This is a genomic window from Lactobacillus acetotolerans DSM 20749 = JCM 3825, assembly GCF_001436775.1.
GTDB classification, from domain to species: Bacteria; Bacillota; Bacilli; order Lactobacillales; family Lactobacillaceae; genus Lactobacillus; species Lactobacillus acetotolerans.
Genome location: NZ_AYZC01000028.1, coordinates 1 through 19,400 on the forward strand (window position 1 = coordinate 1; position 19,400 = coordinate 19,400).

Sequence of the window (19,400 nt, forward strand, 5' to 3'; positions counted from 1 at the left end):
AACCCTGCTAACAGCTTATCATATATAAACTATCAACAGGGAATATCATAGACCCAATCTAAGTCTATTTGTTTACATTTTTTCTATCTTGCTTGATCTTTTCTTTAACTTTTTAGCCTCTCTCTTAGATAAAGCTGGAAAAGTTATTTTGAATTGACTTCCTTGGCCTTCCACAGAATCAACACTAATGGTGCCGTGATAGCTAGTTACCAATTTCTGAGCAATGGATAAGCCTAAGCCATTGCCACCACGCTCACGAGTTCTAGCCTTATCTACACGGTAAAAACGATTAAAGATCTTACTCTGGTTTTCTTTAGAGATACCCTCACCAAAATCTTGCACAATAATATGTACTTCATTATCAAACAAATCAGCGGAAACATTAATTTGTTTACGATCAGTTGAATACTTAATCCCGTTATCAATCAAAATTACAAGTATCTGCTCTAAGTGCCCCTGATAAATTTGAATCTCAGTATCTGCCGGTAAATCATCAATATCCAGTTGGATACTAAAATCTTTATGGACCATTGCCATATTATTAACGACCCGACCAAGTACCTCAGATACCCGAGTTACCGCGTTTGGATACTGGACATCAATCTGTTCTGCACGGGTTAGATCAAGCATTTCTTGGATTAAATGCTGCATCCGCTTGGCCTCTTGCAGCGAAGCTTTAAGTGACTCGTTTAAAATTTCAGGATCATCTTTGCCCCAGCGCTCAAGCATATTTAAATGCCCTTCAATTACGGCGACAGGAGTCCTTAATTCATGCGATACATCCCCAACAAATTCTTTTTGCTGGTCAATATAACCTTGCATTCGATCCAGCATCTTATTAAAAGACGTGGCCAATTCTTCTACTTCATCATTGCGATGAAAATCCCTAATTCTAACATCGCTAGTTGGATTCTCATTAACCTTATGAGCAACTTTGGACATTTCTTTAATCGGATTAACAATGTTACGTACAATAATAAATGCAATCCCAATAAAGACAATAATTGCGACAATTGAGATGCCAATCATCCACTTAAGCAAATTTTTCATTAAGCTATTGTAATAAGACATCTGGTTCGCAACAATAATATATCCAGTTATCTTACCGTTACGATTTGATCGTACCTTTTGGTATGTCATCAGTACCGCACGACCATTTTGGTGTACCTTTTCAATTTTATAATTATCATGAAACTCATGAAAATTAGGAGAAGAATCACCGTTAGCAAACACAACTTCGTTATGCTTGTTATAAACGGCAACATTAATATCTGGATTGGAAATTGAGGAAATCAAATCATCGTTAAACGCATTATTAGAATAATTCTTTTGACTAATTGCTGGGTTGCCTTGCAATACCCGCCTTGTCGATGGTGAAAGTGCCGGAATTACGTTGGAAATTTGCAATTCACTTGAAATTGGCTGCAATCGCTGATCCAACGATGTTACCACGTTTCTAGAGATACCTTTTTGTTGCACCAAGGATTGCTGACTCACAACCGAATATATTACAGCTGAAAACAGAATAAAAGAGACCGTGATCGTTAAAGTAACGATACTGACCCAACGCATAATTAGCGAAGAATGCCTGGTCCCCTTTTTATTTTGCTTCTTTTTCATCGTCTTCATCTCTTACCATATATCCGGTACCCCGGACGGTTTTGATATAAGATGGTTGCCCTGGAACATCAATTTTGTTCCGTAAATAACGAACATAGACTTCCACAACGTTAGTCTCAATATTTGAATCAGGGCCCCAAATTTTATTTAACAACTGACTACGGCTAACAACGTTGTTCTTGTTTTTAATTAAGGTCATGAGTAAATTATACTCACGCTTAGTTAAATCAACAGCCTTACCATCGCCACGGTGAACGATCCTGTTCGTAGTCTCAATTGTTAAATCTTTGAATTTAATAACTTTTTGCTTCCCAAGATTTTCTTGCGAGGATTCTTTTTCAATCTTAACCCGACGAAGAACAGCACGTAACCGTGCCAACAATTCCTCAATCGCGAATGGTTTAACAATATAGTCATCCGCACCATGATCAAGACCTGAAACACGGTCAATCACTGAATCACGTGCAGTCATCATAATAATTGGCGTGGTTTTAACTTGCCGGACGCGGCGAGCAATTTCCAAACCATTTAATCCTGGTAACATTAAATCCAATAAAATTGCATCAAAGTCATGATTTAAGGCCTGGTCAAGACCTTTACGGCCATTGTTTTCTACAACCGTTTGATAATTTTCATGCTTAAGTTCCAATTCAACAAACCGTGCTAAATTTTTCTCATCTTCGATAATCAGAATCTTTGCCATTTTTATCTTGTCCCTTATTTTTATCTGAACCCTTACCTTTATCCTTATCAAGTAAGACTTTCAACTTAGCAAAAGCAGGATTACCCTGATTCTTCTTACTCTTATTATAGGATGATTCAGAGATTACTTCCCAACCATTTCCTTCTGGGTAAATATCTTTTTCTTTTTCTTCAGGAGTCAAAATAGTAGTTGGGATATTTAGCAAAATGTTATCTTCAATGGCAGTCTGTAAATCAATCACGTCATCCTTGATTTTCACAATCGGATCATTATTTTCTAGCTCTTCTTTGGTCACATTATTTTCAGAATAATTTTCACTAAAATGAAAATCCTCATGATAATCAACGGGAGCCAAACTTCTACTTGAAGGAACAACTAAATCTGCCGTAACGTGGAAATTCCCTATTACAAAGGGTAAATTGTAAAACATGTCACCTGAAACATGGACTTTGTCAGCTTTGCTTAGCAAATTTTTACTGCGTTTAAAAAACTCGGGCCGCATTTCCACGTCAGTTTCAATATGTGTTACGGGTTCAGAACTATTCTTAATCTTTGAAAAATTTATTGAAAGCATTATTAAACCTCCAGCGGTCGTTGACCAAAGTTTTGATCGACGTGCATTAATTGCTCAAAAAGCCGGTCTACCCGAACTTGTAAATGCATTGACCCACTCTTGGTATTCTTCTTATCAACCTTCGAAATTATTTGGTCTTGTGCATCTTTTCGAATTGTCTTTAAGTATTGCCGACCCATTTTGCTAAAACCTAACAATAATAAAGACTCATGGTTAAAACTATCAAGCATATCTGCTTGGGTCACGTTTAGCAAAGTGTACAGACTGAGCCTACGTAAGCGTGAATACGTGTAGCGTTTAGACTTAACGTGCCGTAAAAATTCAGTAAATGTGTGAGCCAAATGAATCTCATGCTTCATTTTATATTCAAGGCCTTCACTCATCTGATAAATTTGCTGCAGCTCATGTAGTGAAGCAGATTCCAAACGATATTTTAAAAATGGAAACAACAGATTCCAATTTGGATAAACCGTTTGTTTTTCTAATGCATGAATCTCACCCTTAGGCATCCATTGCTTCAACTGCTTACTATCTTCTTTATGTAAAATAATATTACGAATTGCACTTGCACTCTGAACAATTCCATCCCTTTGCAATAAGTCATCATGACCCGCGCCGATACGATTCACGGGATGCAAGTTTAAAGGTGAACCTAAATTATAATTAGCCACCGCATAAGCTAAGCCTAAAATTGCGTTGGGTTGATTAACCTCATAACCAACTTCTCGAGCCACCATTTGGTTATACTGCGTTGAATAAGTTTGACTATAATCATGAAAATCCATCCGCTTTGGTGGTATTTCAGCAATTTTACTACCTAAATAAGTAAAATTAAGATTTGCATCCTCAACGCCAAAAACTAAATCGGTCACACCTAACTTGGTGAGTTGTTCAATATTACCTAAAGAAAATAAATCTGCTGGCTCGACGGAAGTTGAAAAAGGCATCTCAAATACCAGGTCAGCTCCAGAAGCCAGAGCCGCTTTGGCACGTGCCCACTTGTCCATAATTGCCATTTCACCACGCTGAACGTAATTGCCTGACATCAAAACCACAATGGGATTTTTACTGCCAGCAATCAGCCGTGCTTGGTTTATCAAAAATTCATGGCCGCTATGAAAGGGATTGTATTCTGCAATAATCCCAACTACACTCATGCTTTATTAGTCTTTCTTTAATTCTACTTGCTTACCATTTGCCCATAACTTCTCAAGGTTATAGAAGTTACGTGCGTCTTTAGTAAACACGTTAACGATGACGTCACTCAGGTCAAGCAGCAGCCAGTTAGAGTCCCTGCTACCCTCAATGTGGTAATCGGTGTAATTATTTTTATGTGCTTCCTCAACAATCGCATTAGCAATTGCGTGCAATTGTCTGTTAGACCCTGCACTGGTAATAACATAGTAATCAGCTAAAATACTGATTCCACGCATATCATAAGCCTCAGTATCTTCACCATGAATGTCACTAATTGCTTTTATTACAAAATCTAAAATCTGTTTACTAGTCAAATTTAACTCCTTATTTTTTCTTGGTACTCCACACATTGTAAGCTTTAAAAGTGCGCGGATAAATCTTATTTCGGTCTTTTATCAAATAACTAAGAGTATGTGCTAATTGAAAGCCAACACCGTCATCCAAATTTGCAAAAGTAATCTTTCTGGCTTCGTCAACACCAGGGAAATCACGCCCAGGTTCAATAAAATCGGCCATAAAGACAATTTTATCTAGGGTGGTCATCTTTACGTCTCCAGTAGTATGACGATCCACAGCCGTTAAAATTTCTTTATCAGTAATCTTTAAATCACGTTTAATAAAGTAAGTACCAACAATCCCGTGCCAGATCGACCTGTTCCAATTAAGCAAATCTTGGTCAAATCCCTGTGTTTTAATTACCTTGCGGTACTCTTCTTTGGGCACCTGCTTGGCATAATCATGAACAAAGCCTGCAAGCGCGGCCTTATCCTCATCATAATTATTTAATTTTGCTAATTTTCTGGATGTTTCACTTACCCGAACACAATGTTTAAAACGCTTATTATCCATGTTAGCTTTTTCTTTTGCAATTATTTCGTCACTTGATAATGGAGAATAAGTTTCCTTAAAAAATAATTTAGCCACGATAAAGCCCTTTCTTCTGAATATAATCTATCACTGAATCAGGTACCAAATATCGAATCGATGTGCCTGTTGCAATAGCTCGCCTGATATCCGTTGAACTCAATTGAATATTAGGTGCATCAACCCAAATCATTGGGTATTGGGGATTTTGCGGATAACCAGGACGGCGAATTCCGACTAAAGTTGCCATTCTGGCAATCTGATCTGGCTGTTTCCAAGTGTGAAAACTGTCTACTTGATCGCTGCCCATAATTAAATAATAATTATTCTGCGGTGCCTTTTCTTTTAAATACTTTAAGGTATCAACTGTATATGAAACACCGCCACGAAATATTTCAAGTAATTTGACCCTAAAACGCGGATTGTCATTAGTCGCCAATTCTAACATCGTTGCTCGATCTTTTGCAGAAACAAGCGGTGCATTTTTATGTGGAGGAATATTATCTGGAATAAACCATACCTCATCTAACCGCAATTTAGTCAGTACCTGTTCCGCAGCAATCAAATGCGCAATATGAACCGGATTAAAGGTGCCACCCATTATTCCAATTTGACGGCCCTTTTTATGCTTTAGCTCTTGCTTCTCAACTTTAACGGTTGGTTTCTTTTCAATACATTTAGCATAATTATTCATGATTAAGTCCTCTAAATCAAAGCACGGCGAATACCCAAACCAATTTTATTAGGCGTATAAGTCTTAACTAAGCAATCTTCGGGTACTGTTACAAAGCCAATCCCTCCAAATAAAAGATCACTCTTATAGTCAGTATGAAATTCCTGACCTTTCAGTGGTTCAACCTTTTCACCTTTGGTTGGTGGGGTTAATAATTCGCCAACATGCTTTTGGTAAAATTCATCCGCATTTTCTGTCTTGGTCCTGTGAACATAGACTCCACGTGCTACGTAGACAGTAAAACTTGTTTCTCTACCTTGCAAATAATCTATTCGCCCAAGTCCACCTAAAAAAATTGTATTACCAAGCTTAATTTGAAAAGTAACTGGTTTAAGGGGCTTTTGTGGCGAAATAATTTCAAGATCTTTTGGACTAATCTTGGTAGCTAATTGGTTATCAGTCATAATTCCAGGGGTATCAATGAGAGAGTGACCATTTTCAAGCGGGATTTCGATCCTATCCAAAGTAGTACCTGGAAAACGGGAAGTAGTAATCAAATTTTGTACGTCGCCCATTTGGTCAATAATAGCATTAATCAAGGTTGACTTTCCCACGTTAGTGGTACCAACAAAATAGACATCCTGATTACGTGATTTTCCATCTAAGTAAGAAATTAAATCATCAAGGTTGCGTTTTTTAACAGCACTGACTAAGAAAATTTTCTTAGGAAATAAACCAACCCGATTAGCTTCCTGACGCATCCAATCCTTTATTTTACTCTGACGAGAATCCTTAGGAAACAAGTCAAACTTGTTACCCACTAAAATAAATTCATTATCACCAATAAAACGTTTCAGCGACGAGAGAAGTGAATTGGTGAAATCAAATAGATCGACTACGTTAACAATTAAAGCTTTTTTACTAGCTAAAGAATTAAGTAAGGCCAAAAATTCATCGTTATTAATTTTAACCGGCATAATTTCATTATAGTGCCGCAAACGGAAACAGCGTTGGCAATACACGTCATTGCTCTCATCTTTTTCTGCCTTTTTTAAGGCACTAGCTGGTAAATATCCCGCTTTTTTTGGATCATTTGATTGAAGGGTTGCTCCACAACCTATACAAATAATGTCTTCATCCATTTTTTAATTTCTCCTTAAAAGTTACCCGGTGTGAAAGTGCTAAAAAGAAAAAAATGATTTTTTCTAAAAAGCGGTTAATTCTAGTGTTCCATTTGTCTGTTTTAATTAATGGTTCTACCAAAACAGTTTCAACACCGGCTAAATTACCGGCTTGTATGTCTGTAATTAGTTGGTCTCCCACCATCATGACCTGATCCTTATTCAAGCCCATTTCTTTTCTTTTTTTAGTAATCGCGAAAGGAAGGGGTTTCTTAGATTTAGCCACAAAGGCAATATGATAGGGATCCAAGACTTTGCCCACACGCCTACTATTATTATTCGATATAACCACTAATTTGATATTCGCTTTATTCAGACGTTTATTTAGTTCATCCATCTTTTTTGCGGTCTCAAATTTATTCCATGCAAGCAGGGTATTATCCAAATCTGAAAATACGGCTTTTATCCCCATCTCGTGCAGCTGCTTTGTATCTAAATGGTAAATCGTATCGATTGTATACCGTGGTCGAAATAACATTTACTTCCCCCTTCGCTCATCATTTTACCTATTCTAATATATCAAAAAATAAAGAATTATGATAAATTTTGACAAAAAAAATAGCGCCAGAAGCGCCATCTTTAGTAAATTACTTTAAAGCTTTCTTAGCAGTATCTGCTAATTGAGCAAAAGTTTTTGAATCATTATAAGCAATGTCAGCTAACATCTTACGGTTAATGTCAACACCAGCTAATTTCAAGCCGTGCATTAACTTAGAATATGAAATATCATTTTGTCTTGCTGCAGCATTGATACGAGCAATCCATAACCTTCTAAAGTTACTCTTACGTCTCTTACGGTCAAGGAAAGCATACTTGGATGACACAAATAATTGTGTACTTGCAGCTTTAAATTGTAAATGTTTAGCGCCACGGTAACCCTTGGCAAGCTTCATAATCTTCTTACGGCGTTTACGTGTTACTGTTCCACCTTTAACTCTTGGCATCTGAAATTCCTCCTAAATATCGTTGTTCTATCTTCGTTATTGATAATTAACGCATTTGAGAAACCATCTGTTTGATGCGTTTCAAGTCGCTGCGTGAAACCATGGCAGCCTTTCTCAAATGACGACGTTGCTTCTTAGTCTTACCGTGAAAGCGGTGACCAGTAAATGCGTGATGACGCTTTAAACCACCGTTACCAGTTCTCTTAAAACGCTTTGCAGAAGCGCGGTGTGTTTTCATTTTAGGCATTTTCTATTTCCTCCAATTAACTATTTCTTGTTTTTCTCACTCTTAGGAGCAAGCATCAAAAACATTGAACGGCCTTCCATCTTCGGTCTGCTAATAACACTAGCAATATCTGAAGTGGCGTCCGCCATCTTTTCGAGGACATCACGTCCTAAATCCTTATGAGTAATTGCACGTCCTCTAAATCGAATTGAGACACGAACTTTAGCTCTTTCTTTTGTAAGGAACTTACGTGCATGCTTCAATTTAGTATCAAAGTCGTTACCCTCAATGGTGGGGCTTAAACGAATTTCCTTAACGCTAACTGCCTTGGATTTCTTACGGGATTCCTTCATCTTCTTTTGTTGTTGGAAGCGGTATTTACCGTAATCCATAATTCGGGCAACTGGTGGTTTAGCATTTGGTGATATTAAAACTAAGTCTAATCCTGCATCATCAGCATGACGCAAAGCTTCATTCTTAGTCATAACACCAACTTGCTGACCTTTTTCATTAATTAAACGAACTTCGCGCGCACGAATTCTATCGTTTAAAATCAAATTTCTTGGTATGACTCTTCACCTCCGTGTTAATTTGAGGACAAGAAAAAGACGGGCAACACTGCCCGCCTTCAATCAACAGAAAATATCGATCAGCCCAGAGGTCAATTTAACTTAGGCGAGAAGCGGGAGCTTCTTCTTGTTCTCAACTAAAGAGATTATACTCTCTTAAAATAAATCCGTCAAACGATTATTTATTTTTTCGTGAATATGAATTAACATCTTTATCAATTTCTTTAATGAAATCGTCAAGACTCTTAGCTATTTCATCATCAGTACCATAAGGACGAACGTTGACACTATTTGCCTTCATTTCTTTATCCCCAAGTACCAAAGTGTAAGGAATCTTTTGGGTTTGTGATTCACGAATCTTGTAACCAAGCTTTTCATTTCTTAAATCAGCTTCAGCTCTAAACCCACGCTTATTAAGTTCATCACGAACCTTCTTTGCATAGTCACTATGAGCATCCAAGTTAACTGGGATAACTTCAACCTGAATTGGTGCAAGCCAGGTTGGGAATGCACCCTTATAAATTTCAGTAAGATATGCAACGAATCTTTCCATAGTACCAACGATGCCACGGTGAATCATAACTGGACGGTGCTCTTCACCATCTTTGCCAACATAAGTCAAATTAAATCTTTCAGGAAGCATGAAGTCCAGCTGAATAGTAGACATGGTTTCATCATTACCTAAAGCGGTCTTAGTTTGAATATCAAGCTTTGGACCATAGAATGCAGCTTCACCTTCAGCTTCGACGTAATCAAGGCCAAGGTCGTCCATAGCACCCTTTAACATTTTTTGACTCTTTTCCCACATCTCATCGTTAGAAAAGTACTTTTGGGTATTCTTAGGATCACGGTATGAAAGTCTGAAATGATAGTCGGTAATGTCAAAGTCTTTATAAACATCCATGATTAACTTCAAAATCTTAGCAAATTCGTCTTGTACTTGGTCAAGTGCAACAAATGTATGACCATCATTTAAGGTCATTTCACGAACACGTTGCAAACCTGACAAAGCTCCAGATTTTTCATATCTGTGCATCATACCAAGCTCAGCAATCCGAATTGGTAATTCACGGTATGAACGAATATGGTGTTTATAAATTTCAATATGTGATGGACAATTCATTGGACGAAGCTCAAGCATCTCGCCGTCACCCATATCCATTGGTGGGAACATATCATCACGGTAGTGTGCCCAGTGACCTGAAGTCTTATAAGCATTAAGGTTCATTAATACTGGGGTATAAACATGTTGATAACCATCAGCAACTTCTTTGTCAATGATATATCTTTCAATAACTCGACGAATAGTTGCACCCTTTGGCATCCAGTATGGAAGACCGGCACCGACTTTAGGATCAACAAAGAAGAGGTCAAGATCACGGCCAATTGTTCTGTGATCGCGTTCCTTAATTTCATCACGACGCTTTAAATCGGCTTTCAAAGCACTTTCCTTAAAGAAAGCTGTACCAGAAATTCTTTGAAGCATCGGGTTAGATGACTTGCCCATCCAATAGGCACCAGCAACTGTTAAAAGCTTAAAGTACTTAATTTTACCAGTATTTGGCAGCAATGCATCGAAGCCAAAATCAGTAAAATCACCCAACTTATAGGCATCAACGGTGTCGCCTTTTTCATTCTTTAACAACGCGCCCTTATATGGGTCATCCTTAAATTCAGCTTCAAGATCAGATTTAGCAACTTGAACGTGTTCAATCTTTTCACCATTTTTTATTGATTTCTTCATTGCCTTTTCAAGCTGTGGCAATTCACTAATCTTAATTTGATTAGTCTTATCAGTATCAACGTAAAAGCCATCCTTATCGGCAGCATGTTCACCAAAATGAAGCTCTGGATAAGCTTTTTTAGCAACGGCCTCAAATAGAAATGCGGCAGTAGCCCGTAAAACATTTAGTGCTTCATCATCTTTATTAGTAATAATAGCTACCTTGGCATTTTTATTAAGTTGGTAATCAACTGGTTCTAATTGACCATCAACTTTAGCAGCAACAGCTGCTTTGCCAAGTGAAGTAGCAATATTATGTGCTAAATCACCGACAGTTAAAGCTTTATCAAAGTCTCTCTTTGAACCATCTGGTAAAGTGATTGAAAAACTCATATTTACCTCCAAAAAAATAGTAAATAAAAAGTCCCAGTGCACAATTGCACTGGGACGTTAATTAACGTGGTTCCACCCAAAATTTAGATTAGCCTATAAACTAATCCATCTCGTAACAGATCGATAACGGTATCTAACCAGATAAAAATATTTTAGGAAATGACGAGTGGGGTATATCTCTAAATGAAGGCCTTCCAGAACAACGTCCCTCTCTCTGAAACGAGATATATCATGTTCGTTCATTGACACTCATTATACCCAAACATATTTTGAATGCAAGAGTTTTATTAAATTAATGTCTTCTATTCGGACCTGATACAATAACTTCTTTAGCTAGGAAACGAATTCGTTCCATTAAGCGTGCAGCCTTAACAGGATCAATCGCATTTTTAGTTTCTTTAAAATGATCTTGTAAAGCTTTCATGTCTAAATTAGAAGAGAAAAAGGTTGGTAATACATTATCCATTCTGGATTGTAAAATTACTCCTAAAACATCATCCCTTGACCATTGGCTCAAAGTTTCGGCACCAATATCGTCTAAAATTAGGAAATCACAATCTGCTACCCTGCGAATTTCACTTTGCAGGCTATTATCCTCAAAGTGGCTGGATAAGCCGGCAATAAAAGTTGGAACATGCAAAAATACAACATTTTTGCCCATTGCTGCTACTTGGTTAGCAAGACCAGCTAATATATACGTCTTACCAACACCAAAATCGCCTGATAAATAAAGCCCTTTTTGGTGAACATTCTTATTATATTTATGCAAAAATTGACTGATCAAGCCCAAGACTTCAGATCGGCCCTTAGTAATATCCACCTGACTCAATCGAACGTCATGTAACTTCTGCGGCAAGTCAATTAATTGCAGGTGCCGCTCAGTATTTTTTTCATGGTCGCTGGCAATTTTAGCAGTCGTTGGTACATAACGAACATCGATTACTTTACCGTTTAGAAATAATTCTGGGCGGTAACCAGCCATTACCTTATTTTCACTGTGTTTTTGCGTATAATACTCAAATAAGTTTGGCAAACTATTTTTAAGCATTGCATCATTAACTCTTTGACGATGATCCTTAATAAATTTTTGAATACTCGGATCAGTCAGCACTTGCTTTTGAATCTTTTCAGGATCGCCAAGATTACGTCTTTTAACAATTTTATTAATTACGTCTGCGATTGGCACCATCTTTATCACCTACTTCATACCATTTTTATCTTCAAGATTTTTGAAAAAGTTTTTTAATTGTGCAGAAGAAACATTTTTATCAACTTTAGACTTTTTCTTGCTCCAATCAGTCCCTTTTTCAACCCGTTTATTAGTATAATAACGTTTATGACCACCGATATTCCCACGGCGTTTGGCAACATATTGCAACGCTTGAGAAGCCGTAGCCACCCCATGTTGCAACCAATCATTAGCAATACTATAAGCAAGTGAAGAAGATAAACCTGGCTTAAAGCTTAAACAGGTATAAACCAATACGTTGATTAAATCGGACGGCAAGCCATATTGATTATGCAAATTATTAAGAATCTGGTTCTCACTTGCGTAAACAAAACCGCCTTTTTCCTTCTTTAACTTATACAGAAATTCTGACGGTGATTTACTCATAGCAGCCTGATAAATTTCTTGCTGTTTTGAATTTAAGTCCTCGATATTAGCTGGAGTTTTCTTTTCTTTATCATTATGAATCTCTTGTTTAACCCGTTTTCGTGTTCCGTCTAAGCGATAATTTTCGGCAATTGTATGCTCAATTAACCGCATATCTAATTCATAACTGCCGTGCAGGCATGGTAAAGCCTCGTCTACAAATTCTTGCTCAGATAAGCCATAAGTTTGCATGACACCACGGATCTGTTCTCTTTTTTTATCAATTTCATCAGCTGGAATTTGGTAAATCGCAAATTGCTGTTTCATAAAATTCCAATCAATTGAATCGTGTTCATTCACACTGGCTTTGGCTACACTATGTGTTTGATTCTCGTTAGCAGCTTCTTGAACATCTAATGACGGACTGATTGCTTCTTGACCTGGTAAACGAAAGACATCAATAAATGAGGCAGAAACGTCCCGTCCACTTTTATTTCCGTTAACTTGATTTTCTTTTTTCTTATTTTCTCTAGCAAAGGTGTGACTCAAGTTATGAAAAGTAGTTACACCAACTTTTTCTTTTAATAGACTTGCTAAAAGCGGGGTTGAAAAAAATTCTGACGAGGTGGGAACACGTAATAAACGAAAAGTAATCACTTGACCCATAATCTCGTTTTTAATTAAAACGGTCTTTATCAACCCAACAGCTTCCAGTTTATGCAAAGCCTTAAACAGGTCCTTCAAACTGCAATCAAGTTGTTCTTGTAAACTATAAATTCCCTTTGCATCAGATAAAATTGCATCAGCGTTAAAATCTTCTACTAAAGTAAGATAAAGTGCTATAGCTGTAGCTCCAACTAACGGTTGATACAGTTTAATCAAGATTCTAATATCATTGGGGAAAAGAACGACCTTATTAGTAACGAAAAAAGGCTGCTTGGGATCAGAAGTCTCAAACATCGATTAATTTCCTTTCTCGCGTTTTGCCATCATATCTTCCATAGTCTTCATAAAACTGGACATATCCTTAAATTCACGGTAAATAGATGCAAAACGAATATAAGCAACATCATCAATCTTAGCCAATTCATCCATAACAAATTGACCAATTTTCTTAGATGAAATTTCACTAACGCCTAATTTTCTAACCTTATTTTCAACGTGGTCGACCAGCTGTTCAAACTGTTCACTAGTAATCGGTCGCTTTTGTCCTGCAGCCATTACGCCATGCAGAATTTTTTTGCGGCTAAACGGTTCACGAGTACCATCATTCTTAATTACAAGCAACGGTGTAGTTTCTACCCGTTCAAAGGTAGTAAAACGAAAACCACAATTTTCACACTCACGCCTACGTCTAATTGCACGATTTTCATCACTTGGACGAGAATCAATTACCCGCGAAGCATTTTTATGACAATTCGGACACTCCATAACTAAGTCTCCCTTTCGATCTTCTTTAGCAAAAGCTCTAATTTATCTCTTAATTCCTCTATTGTACCAGTATTAGCAACAACATAGTCTGCCTTGGCTACTTTTTCAGACAAAGGCATTTGACTATGAATTCTAGCTAGTGCCTGCCTTTTAGTCAAATTATTCCGCTTCATTAAGCGTTCAACCTGCAACTTTTCAGGTAAAGCAATAACTAATATGCTGTCATAATATTTTTTAGGACTAGATTCAAAAAGTAGCGGTACATCAACAACCACAACAGGTATTCTGTGTTCACGGTTATAAGAAATTCCCTTTTGAATTTCTTGATAAACAAGCGGATGGGTAATGTTGTTCAAAATTTTTAATTGTTCAGGATGAGCAAAAACCAGTTGACCCAATTTCCTGCGGTTAACAGTCTGATCGGGATTCAAGTATGCAGAGCCAAAATGTTCCTTTACTTTCTTCCAACCAGGTTGACCAACATTCAGAATATTATGAGCAATTACGTCACTATCAATAACCGGAATTTCTTTACTTTTAAAAAAAGCATCAGCAGCACTTTTCCCAGTGGCAATCCCGCCGGTTAAGCCTAAAACGAAAGTCATTTATAAATTACCTGACAGTGAGGACAAAAAGTCGTCCCCCGACCAGCAACTTTTATCTTTTTAAGGGTGGTGCCACATACCACACACGGTTCACCGGCATGACCATACACTTTAAGCTCTTTTTGAAAGCCACCGCTATGCCCATTTGCATCCAAATAGGTATGAACGGTCGTTCCGTGCATCTTAATTGCCAATGAAATAATATCATTAATATTCTTGCGTAATTCGATCACTTTTTTACGAGAAATCTTGCTAGCAGCACTTAACGGATGAATTTTGGTTCTCCACAGAACCTCATCAACATAAATATTACCAAGACCTGCCACAATTGTTTGATCCAGCAGAGTACTCTTAATATTCTTTTTTTTGCGTTTTAGACTATCAATAAAATAATCATCCGTAAATTCAGCAGAATTAGGTTCATAACCCAACTTACCAATTCCTGTCGTCATTCTTTCGGTACCAGTTAGAACTAACTGCATCCGTCCAAATTTACGCACGTCATTATAACGCAGTGCCGTTCCATCAGTAAATTCAAACTGAACATGATCATGTTTATCTTTAGGTGCATTTACACTCGTTAAATGATATTTTCCTTCCATTCGCAAATGAGAAACGATCGTCAAGTTCCCCGTCAAACGAATAAGCAAAAATTTCGCGTAACGATCAATATCAATAATCTTTTTACCGGGCAACTCATTAATAAATTTATCATGATCGGTGGAAACAATTTTTGGAAACCATAAAGTAACCTTTTTAATTGTCTTTCCCTTAACAAGTGGAATTAATGTTCTACGAACAGTTTCAACTTCCGGCATTTCTGGCATTAATTATTACCTCTATTTTGCATCATACCAATTATGGCCCCAGCCTGTGTCAGCAACTAGCGGAACATCTAACTTAACCGCCGATTGCATAACTTCTGGAACTATCTTCTTGACCGTTTCAAGTTCATCCTTTGGTACATCAAAAATAAGTTCGTCATGTACCTGAATTACCATCTTAGTCTTCAGGTGTAATTCATCCAACTTCTTCTGCATGTTGATCATTGCAATTTTAATTATATCTGCGGCTGAACCTTGAATTGGTGAATTAATTGCCGTTCTTTCAGCAAATGCCCGCACATTATGATTTTTAGAGTGGATATCTGGTAAATAACGGCGCCTATGCATAATAGTCTCTGCGTAACCCTTGTCACGAGCAACTTGTACCGCCTTATCCATATAATCCTTAACCTGCGGATATTGTGTAAAGTACTCAGCAATAAATTCCTTTGCTTGCTTACGGCTAATATTTAACCGCTTAGATAAACCATAATCAGAAATACCATAAACGATCCCAAAGTTGACCGTCTTAGCGCGGCGACGCATAAGCGAGGTTACGTCCTTGGGAGAATCCAGATGGAATATTTTCATTGCCGTATGAGAGTGAATATCATAACCGGTATTAAAGGCTTCTTGCATATGCTCATCCCCAGAAATTTGAGACAGTACTCTAAGTTCAATCTGTGAGTAATCACAGGAAAGAATGTAACCATCTTTTTCTGTAGGTACAAACGCTTTTCTAATCTGTTTACCCTCATCAGTTCTAGTTGGGATATTCTGCAGGTTAGGGTCAACCGATGAAAGACGGCCAGTAGCTGTCAATGTTTGCAGATAACGGGTATGAACCCGACCATCTGGTTGAATCACGTCTAATAATCCTTTGACATAAGTTGACTGAATTTTAGCAATCTGGCGATAGTCTAGGATCTCACCCACAATTGGGCTTTGATTGCGAAGTTGATTTAATACTTCAACTGAGGTGGAATAACCTGTCTTGGTCTTCTTTAATGGCGGCAATCCTAACTTATCAAATAAAATATGTCCTAACTGTTTTGGAGAATTAAGGTTAAACCTCTCTCCTGCCTGTTGATATATCTTATCTTCTAATTCCTTTAATCTAACGGCAAATTCATTTTGTAATTGAATTAAAGTACTTGCTTCAACCTTAATTCCACTTATTTCCATGGTCGAAAGGACACGAGCGGTCGGAATTTCAATATTTTCAAACAAGTCATCCTGTTCATGTTCTTTAAGCTTCTTAAGGAGTAAAGGCTTCAATTTTTCTATTGCTACAACTTTAGAAGCTAAGTGGTTATACAAAACTTTATCATCGCTAGGGACATGCTCACTTTTACCTTTGCCATAAACTTCGAGATCGGTCTTTACGGAATAATCACCGTAGAGATGGCAAACTTCACCAACATCATTTGAATTATTCTCATTATTAATCAAATATGAAGCTAACAGCATATCATAATTCAAACCATGAGCGTGAACATCTATCCGATTTAGACCAACCGTTGTTCGTTTCAAATCAAAAACATTTTTATTAATCTCAGCGTCTTCCAACAGATGCTTTAAATTATTTTCTTGAAGTAACGAAACGTCCCGACTGACATAAACCTGTTCGTTTATTTTAAGGGCAAAGCCAACAAAATCAGCTAAATGATAGTTGTCTCCTAACATCCCTAAGTAAAAACTAACTGTATCATTTTCTTTAACACTGATTTTCTTAGCGTTACTTTGATCAAGCTCAGTGTATTTTACCTTTTCAACTTCTGCCCCATCTTGACCTTCGCCTGAAGCATTTAATTCACCTAAAAATTTACGGAAGTTCATTTGTTCATAAAATTGACGCAGTTTTTTATAATCAACCGGCTTACACTTAACATCCTTAAGACCAATGGTAACCGGAGCATTTCGATCAATTGTAGCAAGTTTCTTTGCTAAAAATGCCTTGTCTTTATCCTTGATTAAATTTTCCTTGCGCTTGGACTTTTTCATATCATCAATATGATCGTATAAATTCTCAATGGAACCATATTTTTGAATCAAGTTTGAAGCGGTCTTAGGACCAATTTTGGTAACACCAGGATAATTATCAGAATTATCACCCATTAGAGCTTTCATATCGATAAATTCTGTCGGCGTAACACCATTAATCTTTTTCATGTGTTCAGGTGTATAAGCTTCAAGGTCAGAAACACCATGCTTAGTTACCATCACCGTGGTCTTATTTGAAGTTAACTGTGTAAGGTCCCGATCACCAGTCACAACCGTAACTTTAAAGTCAGCTTTTTCACCAAGGTTAACGAAGGTTCCAATAATATCATCGGCCTCATAATTCTTAAGTTCATAAGTTTTAATACCTAAATCATGCAGCATCTCTTGAATATAAGGGAGCTGTTCTAACAATTCCTCAGGTGTTTTTTGCCGACCGCCCTTATAGTCGTCGTACATCTTATTTCTAAAAGTTACCTTGCCAGCATCAAAAGCCACTAATACGTGCGTTGGTTTAACATCTTTAAGTAAGACGTCAAGCATATTTTTGAAAGCGTAAATGGCATTAGTATGCAAACCTTCAGGGTTTTTGAAGCTTTCGAGTTGACGATAAAGTGCATAAAAAGCCCGAAAAGCAACCGAGTTACCATCAATCAAAAGCAATTTCTTATCAGCCATTTGTTCTCCTTTAAATAAAACTATGTCAAATTAATCCACTTAATATTCTACCAGCTTTTAGTCTCTTCTAGCATTATACTGTTTAAGAATAATCCGATATAAAAAAATCTAGTTGTATTAATACAACTAGGTCTTTTACTAGTAAAATTTATTTTTTAAGTAACTTCTCAAAAGCAACTTCATACTTAGGAATATCACCGGCACCCATAAAGACAATCACGCTATCTTTATTCTTAGTCAAGTCAGCGATATTATCCAAATCGATGATTTCTGATCCGGGAATTTTAGCAATTAAATCCTTACTTGATATGTCTCCGCCCGTTTCACGAGAGGAAGCATAAATTGGGGTCACATATGCTTTATCGACACCACGTAAGATCTCTTCAAAATCGGTCGCATATTTCTTAGTTCTTGAATAAGTATGGGGCTGGAAAACTACAACCAACCTTTTAGCTGGAAACTTCTGACGTGCAGCCTGAATGGTAGCCCGCATTTCAGTTGGATGGTGAGCATAATCATCAATGACATTAATATCACCAAAATCTTTTTCTGAGAATCTTCTCTTGGCCCCCTTATAAGTTAAAAGTCCCTTTCTAATGTCATCCATCGGAACTTTTTCAGTATAAGAAACACCAATTACGGCTAAAGTATTCATAATATTGTGGTCACCAAACAAGTGGATGGTAAATTCACCGATATCATTGCCATGTGCCAAAACTTTAAAAGTTGAACCCTTAGTTGTTCGTTTAACATCAACAGCTTGAAAATCATCACTATCCTTAAAGCCATAAGTATACTTAGGAATGTTTGATTTAAGGGCTTGAAGACGACGATCATCTCCCCAGACAAAAAGGGCTTTCTTAGTTTGGTTAGCCGCAGATTGAAAGGCGGAATTATAATCAGCCTGATCCTTAAAGTAATCTGGATGATCAAAGTCAATGTTAGTCATAATTTGGTAGTCTGGATGATATGCTAAAAAGTGCCGCCGATATTCATCAGCTTCATAAACGAAGAAACGAGAATTTTTAACACCCTTACCTTCACCATCACCAATTAAATATGAAGTAGGTGCAGCTTCACCCAAAACATGGGCAAGGAGCCCAGTCGTTGAGGTTTTACCATGTGTACCGGCAACACCAACACTGGTATGCATTTCAATTACTTCTTCGACTGTATCCGGATAACTCTGCCACTTAACATTTTTATCCTCGCAGGCCTTAACTTCTGGATTATTATCCTTAAAAGAATTTCCTTTAACGATCACCTGGCCCGATGATTTAATATTATTTGAATTAAAGGAAGCTAGCTTAATGCCGGCCTTTTCAAGTGGAACTTGCGTGAAAGTATATTTATCAATGTCACTACCGGCAACATTATAGCCAAGATCATGCAAAACCAATGCAAGTGAGGCCATTCCCGTGCCTTTAATGCCTATAAACCAAATTTGTTTGTTTTTATCTAACATTTGTATTTGCTCCAAAGTTTTATTTTATTAATCGTTTATAATTTTACCATTTATTGAGCAAAAAAAGAGCCCCATCTAAGGCAATGTCATTAAGTTAAGACATTGACGAAAGTTTAGCTTTATGAACCGAATCAT

General features: G+C 37.2%; 20 protein-coding genes and 1 other annotated feature. All 20 genes read right to left on the bottom strand.

Annotation, left to right across the window (positions count from 1 at the left end; genetic code table 11):
* Nucleotides 1-72: 72 nt before the first annotated feature.
* Nucleotides 73-1,629: a HAMP domain-containing sensor histidine kinase gene (locus tag FC77_RS05250; protein ID WP_056970440.1), complete on the bottom strand. Its 1,557-nt coding sequence runs from the start codon at nucleotides 1,627-1,629 to the stop codon at nucleotides 73-75.
* Nucleotides 1,601-2,323, bottom strand: coding sequence for a response regulator transcription factor (locus FC77_RS05255; RefSeq protein WP_054681963.1), 723 nt, complete (start codon nucleotides 2,321-2,323; stop codon nucleotides 1,601-1,603). Before FC77_RS05255 ends, FC77_RS05250 begins: the two co-directional genes overlap by 29 nt.
* Complete coding sequence (locus FC77_RS05260) at nucleotides 2,295-2,897, bottom strand: DUF177 domain-containing protein (RefSeq protein WP_056970441.1); 603 nt, start codon at nucleotides 2,895-2,897, stop codon at nucleotides 2,295-2,297. Before FC77_RS05260 ends, FC77_RS05255 begins: the two co-directional genes overlap by 29 nt.
* Before the next feature lie 2 nt (nucleotides 2,898-2,899).
* Nucleotides 2,900-4,054 (bottom strand): nucleotidyltransferase, encoded by a 1,155-nt coding sequence (locus tag FC77_RS05265; RefSeq protein WP_054681962.1) that lies wholly within the window; start codon nucleotides 4,052-4,054, stop codon nucleotides 2,900-2,902.
* 6 nt (nucleotides 4,055-4,060) lie between these two features.
* Entirely contained in the window at nucleotides 4,061-4,408 is a 348-nt protein-coding gene (rsfS, locus tag FC77_RS05270; protein WP_054681960.1) for a ribosome silencing factor, read from the bottom strand.
* A 10-nt stretch (nucleotides 4,409-4,418) separates the two neighbouring features.
* The gene (gene yqeK / locus FC77_RS05275; RefSeq protein ID WP_056970443.1) at nucleotides 4,419-5,018 is read right to left on the bottom strand and encodes a bis(5'-nucleosyl)-tetraphosphatase (symmetrical) YqeK; all 600 of its coding nucleotides are present in this window, start codon (nucleotides 5,016-5,018) and stop codon (nucleotides 4,419-4,421) included.
* Nucleotides 5,011-5,652, bottom strand: a complete 642-nt coding sequence (locus tag FC77_RS05280; RefSeq protein WP_054681956.1) for a nicotinate-nucleotide adenylyltransferase — start codon at nucleotides 5,650-5,652, stop codon at nucleotides 5,011-5,013. Before FC77_RS05280 ends, yqeK begins: the two co-directional genes overlap by 8 nt.
* An 11-nt stretch (nucleotides 5,653-5,663) precedes the next feature.
* Nucleotides 5,664-6,773 (bottom strand): ribosome biogenesis GTPase YqeH, encoded by a 1,110-nt coding sequence (gene yqeH / locus FC77_RS05285; protein ID WP_056970445.1) that lies wholly within the window; start codon nucleotides 6,771-6,773, stop codon nucleotides 5,664-5,666.
* Entirely contained in the window at nucleotides 6,766-7,290 is a 525-nt protein-coding gene (locus FC77_RS05290; RefSeq protein ID WP_056970447.1) for a YqeG family HAD IIIA-type phosphatase, read from the bottom strand. The genes yqeH and FC77_RS05290 overlap by 8 nt, the downstream gene beginning before the upstream one ends.
* Nucleotides 7,291-7,399: 109 nt before the next feature.
* Nucleotides 7,400-7,756, bottom strand: coding sequence for a 50S ribosomal protein L20 (rplT, locus tag FC77_RS05295; protein WP_054681954.1), 357 nt, complete (start codon nucleotides 7,754-7,756; stop codon nucleotides 7,400-7,402).
* A 46-nt stretch (nucleotides 7,757-7,802) separates the two neighbouring features.
* Nucleotides 7,803-8,003: a 50S ribosomal protein L35 gene (rpmI, locus tag FC77_RS05300; RefSeq protein WP_054681952.1), complete on the bottom strand. Its 201-nt coding sequence runs from the start codon at nucleotides 8,001-8,003 to the stop codon at nucleotides 7,803-7,805.
* A 20-nt stretch (nucleotides 8,004-8,023) separates the two neighbouring features.
* Nucleotides 8,024-8,539 (bottom strand): translation initiation factor IF-3, encoded by a 516-nt coding sequence (gene infC, locus FC77_RS05305; protein WP_056970449.1) that lies wholly within the window; start codon nucleotides 8,537-8,539, stop codon nucleotides 8,024-8,026.
* 37 nt (nucleotides 8,540-8,576) lie between these two features.
* Nucleotides 8,577-8,686 (bottom strand) — a sequence feature (ribosomal protein L20 leader region).
* 43 nt (nucleotides 8,687-8,729) lie between these two features.
* Nucleotides 8,730-10,667, bottom strand: a complete 1,938-nt coding sequence (gene thrS / locus FC77_RS05310; protein ID WP_056970451.1) for a threonine--tRNA ligase — start codon at nucleotides 10,665-10,667, stop codon at nucleotides 8,730-8,732.
* Nucleotides 10,668-10,959: 292 nt separating this feature from the next.
* A complete protein-coding gene (gene dnaI / locus FC77_RS08195) occupies nucleotides 10,960-11,856 on the bottom strand; it encodes a primosomal protein DnaI (RefSeq protein WP_056970453.1) in 897 nt (298 codons plus the stop codon).
* 9 nt (nucleotides 11,857-11,865) lie between these two features.
* Nucleotides 11,866-13,221, bottom strand: a complete 1,356-nt coding sequence (locus FC77_RS08200; protein WP_056970455.1) for a DnaD domain protein — start codon at nucleotides 13,219-13,221, stop codon at nucleotides 11,866-11,868.
* Between the two features lie 3 nt (nucleotides 13,222-13,224).
* Nucleotides 13,225-13,692 carry a transcriptional regulator NrdR gene (gene nrdR, locus FC77_RS05325; RefSeq protein WP_056970457.1) on the bottom strand — a complete coding sequence of 156 codons (468 nt, stop codon included), beginning with the start codon at nucleotides 13,690-13,692 and terminating at the stop codon, nucleotides 13,225-13,227.
* Nucleotides 13,693-13,694: 2 nt separating this feature from the next.
* Nucleotides 13,695-14,297 (bottom strand): dephospho-CoA kinase, encoded by a 603-nt coding sequence (gene coaE, locus FC77_RS05330; RefSeq protein WP_056970459.1) that lies wholly within the window; start codon nucleotides 14,295-14,297, stop codon nucleotides 13,695-13,697.
* Nucleotides 14,294-15,124 (bottom strand): bifunctional DNA-formamidopyrimidine glycosylase/DNA-(apurinic or apyrimidinic site) lyase, encoded by an 831-nt coding sequence (gene mutM / locus FC77_RS05335; RefSeq protein ID WP_056970460.1) that lies wholly within the window; start codon nucleotides 15,122-15,124, stop codon nucleotides 14,294-14,296. Before mutM ends, coaE begins: the two co-directional genes overlap by 4 nt.
* Before the next feature lie 12 nt (nucleotides 15,125-15,136).
* Nucleotides 15,137-17,800, bottom strand: a complete 2,664-nt coding sequence (gene polA / locus FC77_RS05340; RefSeq protein ID WP_056970462.1) for a DNA polymerase I — start codon at nucleotides 17,798-17,800, stop codon at nucleotides 15,137-15,139.
* A gap of 148 nt (nucleotides 17,801-17,948) precedes the next feature.
* Nucleotides 17,949-19,265: a UDP-N-acetylmuramate--L-alanine ligase gene (gene murC, locus FC77_RS05345; RefSeq protein ID WP_056970464.1), complete on the bottom strand. Its 1,317-nt coding sequence runs from the start codon at nucleotides 19,263-19,265 to the stop codon at nucleotides 17,949-17,951.
* Between the last annotated feature and the right edge of the window lie 135 nt (nucleotides 19,266-19,400).

Coding starts and splice junctions, on each gene's coding strand:
- FC77_RS05250 (WP_056970440.1), bottom strand. CDS start 1,629: ATGAAGACGATGAAAAAGAAGCAAAATAAAAAGGGGACCAGGCATTCT.
- FC77_RS05255 (WP_054681963.1), bottom strand. CDS start 2,323: ATGGCAAAGATTCTGATTATCGAAGATGAGAAAAATTTAGCACGGTTT.
- FC77_RS05260 (WP_056970441.1), bottom strand. CDS start 2,897: ATGCTTTCAATAAATTTTTCAAAGATTAAGAATAGTTCTGAACCCGTA.
- FC77_RS05265 (WP_054681962.1), bottom strand. CDS start 4,054: ATGAGTGTAGTTGGGATTATTGCAGAATACAATCCCTTTCATAGCGGC.
- FC77_RS05280 (WP_054681956.1), bottom strand. CDS start 5,652: ATGAATAATTATGCTAAATGTATTGAAAAGAAACCAACCGTTAAAGTT.
- yqeH (WP_056970445.1), bottom strand. CDS start 6,773: ATGGATGAAGACATTATTTGTATAGGTTGTGGAGCAACCCTTCAATCA.
- FC77_RS05290 (WP_056970447.1), bottom strand. CDS start 7,290: ATGTTATTTCGACCACGGTATACAATCGATACGATTTACCATTTAGAT.
- rplT (WP_054681954.1), bottom strand. CDS start 7,756: ATGCCAAGAGTTAAAGGTGGAACAGTAACACGTAAACGCCGTAAGAAG.
- rpmI (WP_054681952.1), bottom strand. CDS start 8,003: ATGCCTAAAATGAAAACACACCGCGCTTCTGCAAAGCGTTTTAAGAGA.
- thrS (WP_056970451.1), bottom strand. CDS start 10,667: ATGAGTTTTTCAATCACTTTACCAGATGGTTCAAAGAGAGACTTTGAT.
- dnaI (WP_056970453.1), bottom strand. CDS start 11,856: ATGGTGCCAATCGCAGACGTAATTAATAAAATTGTTAAAAGACGTAAT.
- FC77_RS08200 (WP_056970455.1), bottom strand. CDS start 13,221: ATGTTTGAGACTTCTGATCCCAAGCAGCCTTTTTTCGTTACTAATAAG.
- nrdR (WP_056970457.1), bottom strand. CDS start 13,692: ATGGAGTGTCCGAATTGTCATAAAAATGCTTCGCGGGTAATTGATTCT.
- coaE (WP_056970459.1), bottom strand. CDS start 14,297: ATGACTTTCGTTTTAGGCTTAACCGGCGGGATTGCCACTGGGAAAAGT.
- mutM (WP_056970460.1), bottom strand. CDS start 15,124: ATGCCAGAAATGCCGGAAGTTGAAACTGTTCGTAGAACATTAATTCCA.
- polA (WP_056970462.1), bottom strand. CDS start 17,800: ATGGCTGATAAGAAATTGCTTTTGATTGATGGTAACTCGGTTGCTTTT.
- murC (WP_056970464.1), bottom strand. CDS start 19,265: ATGTTAGATAAAAACAAACAAATTTGGTTTATAGGCATTAAAGGCACG.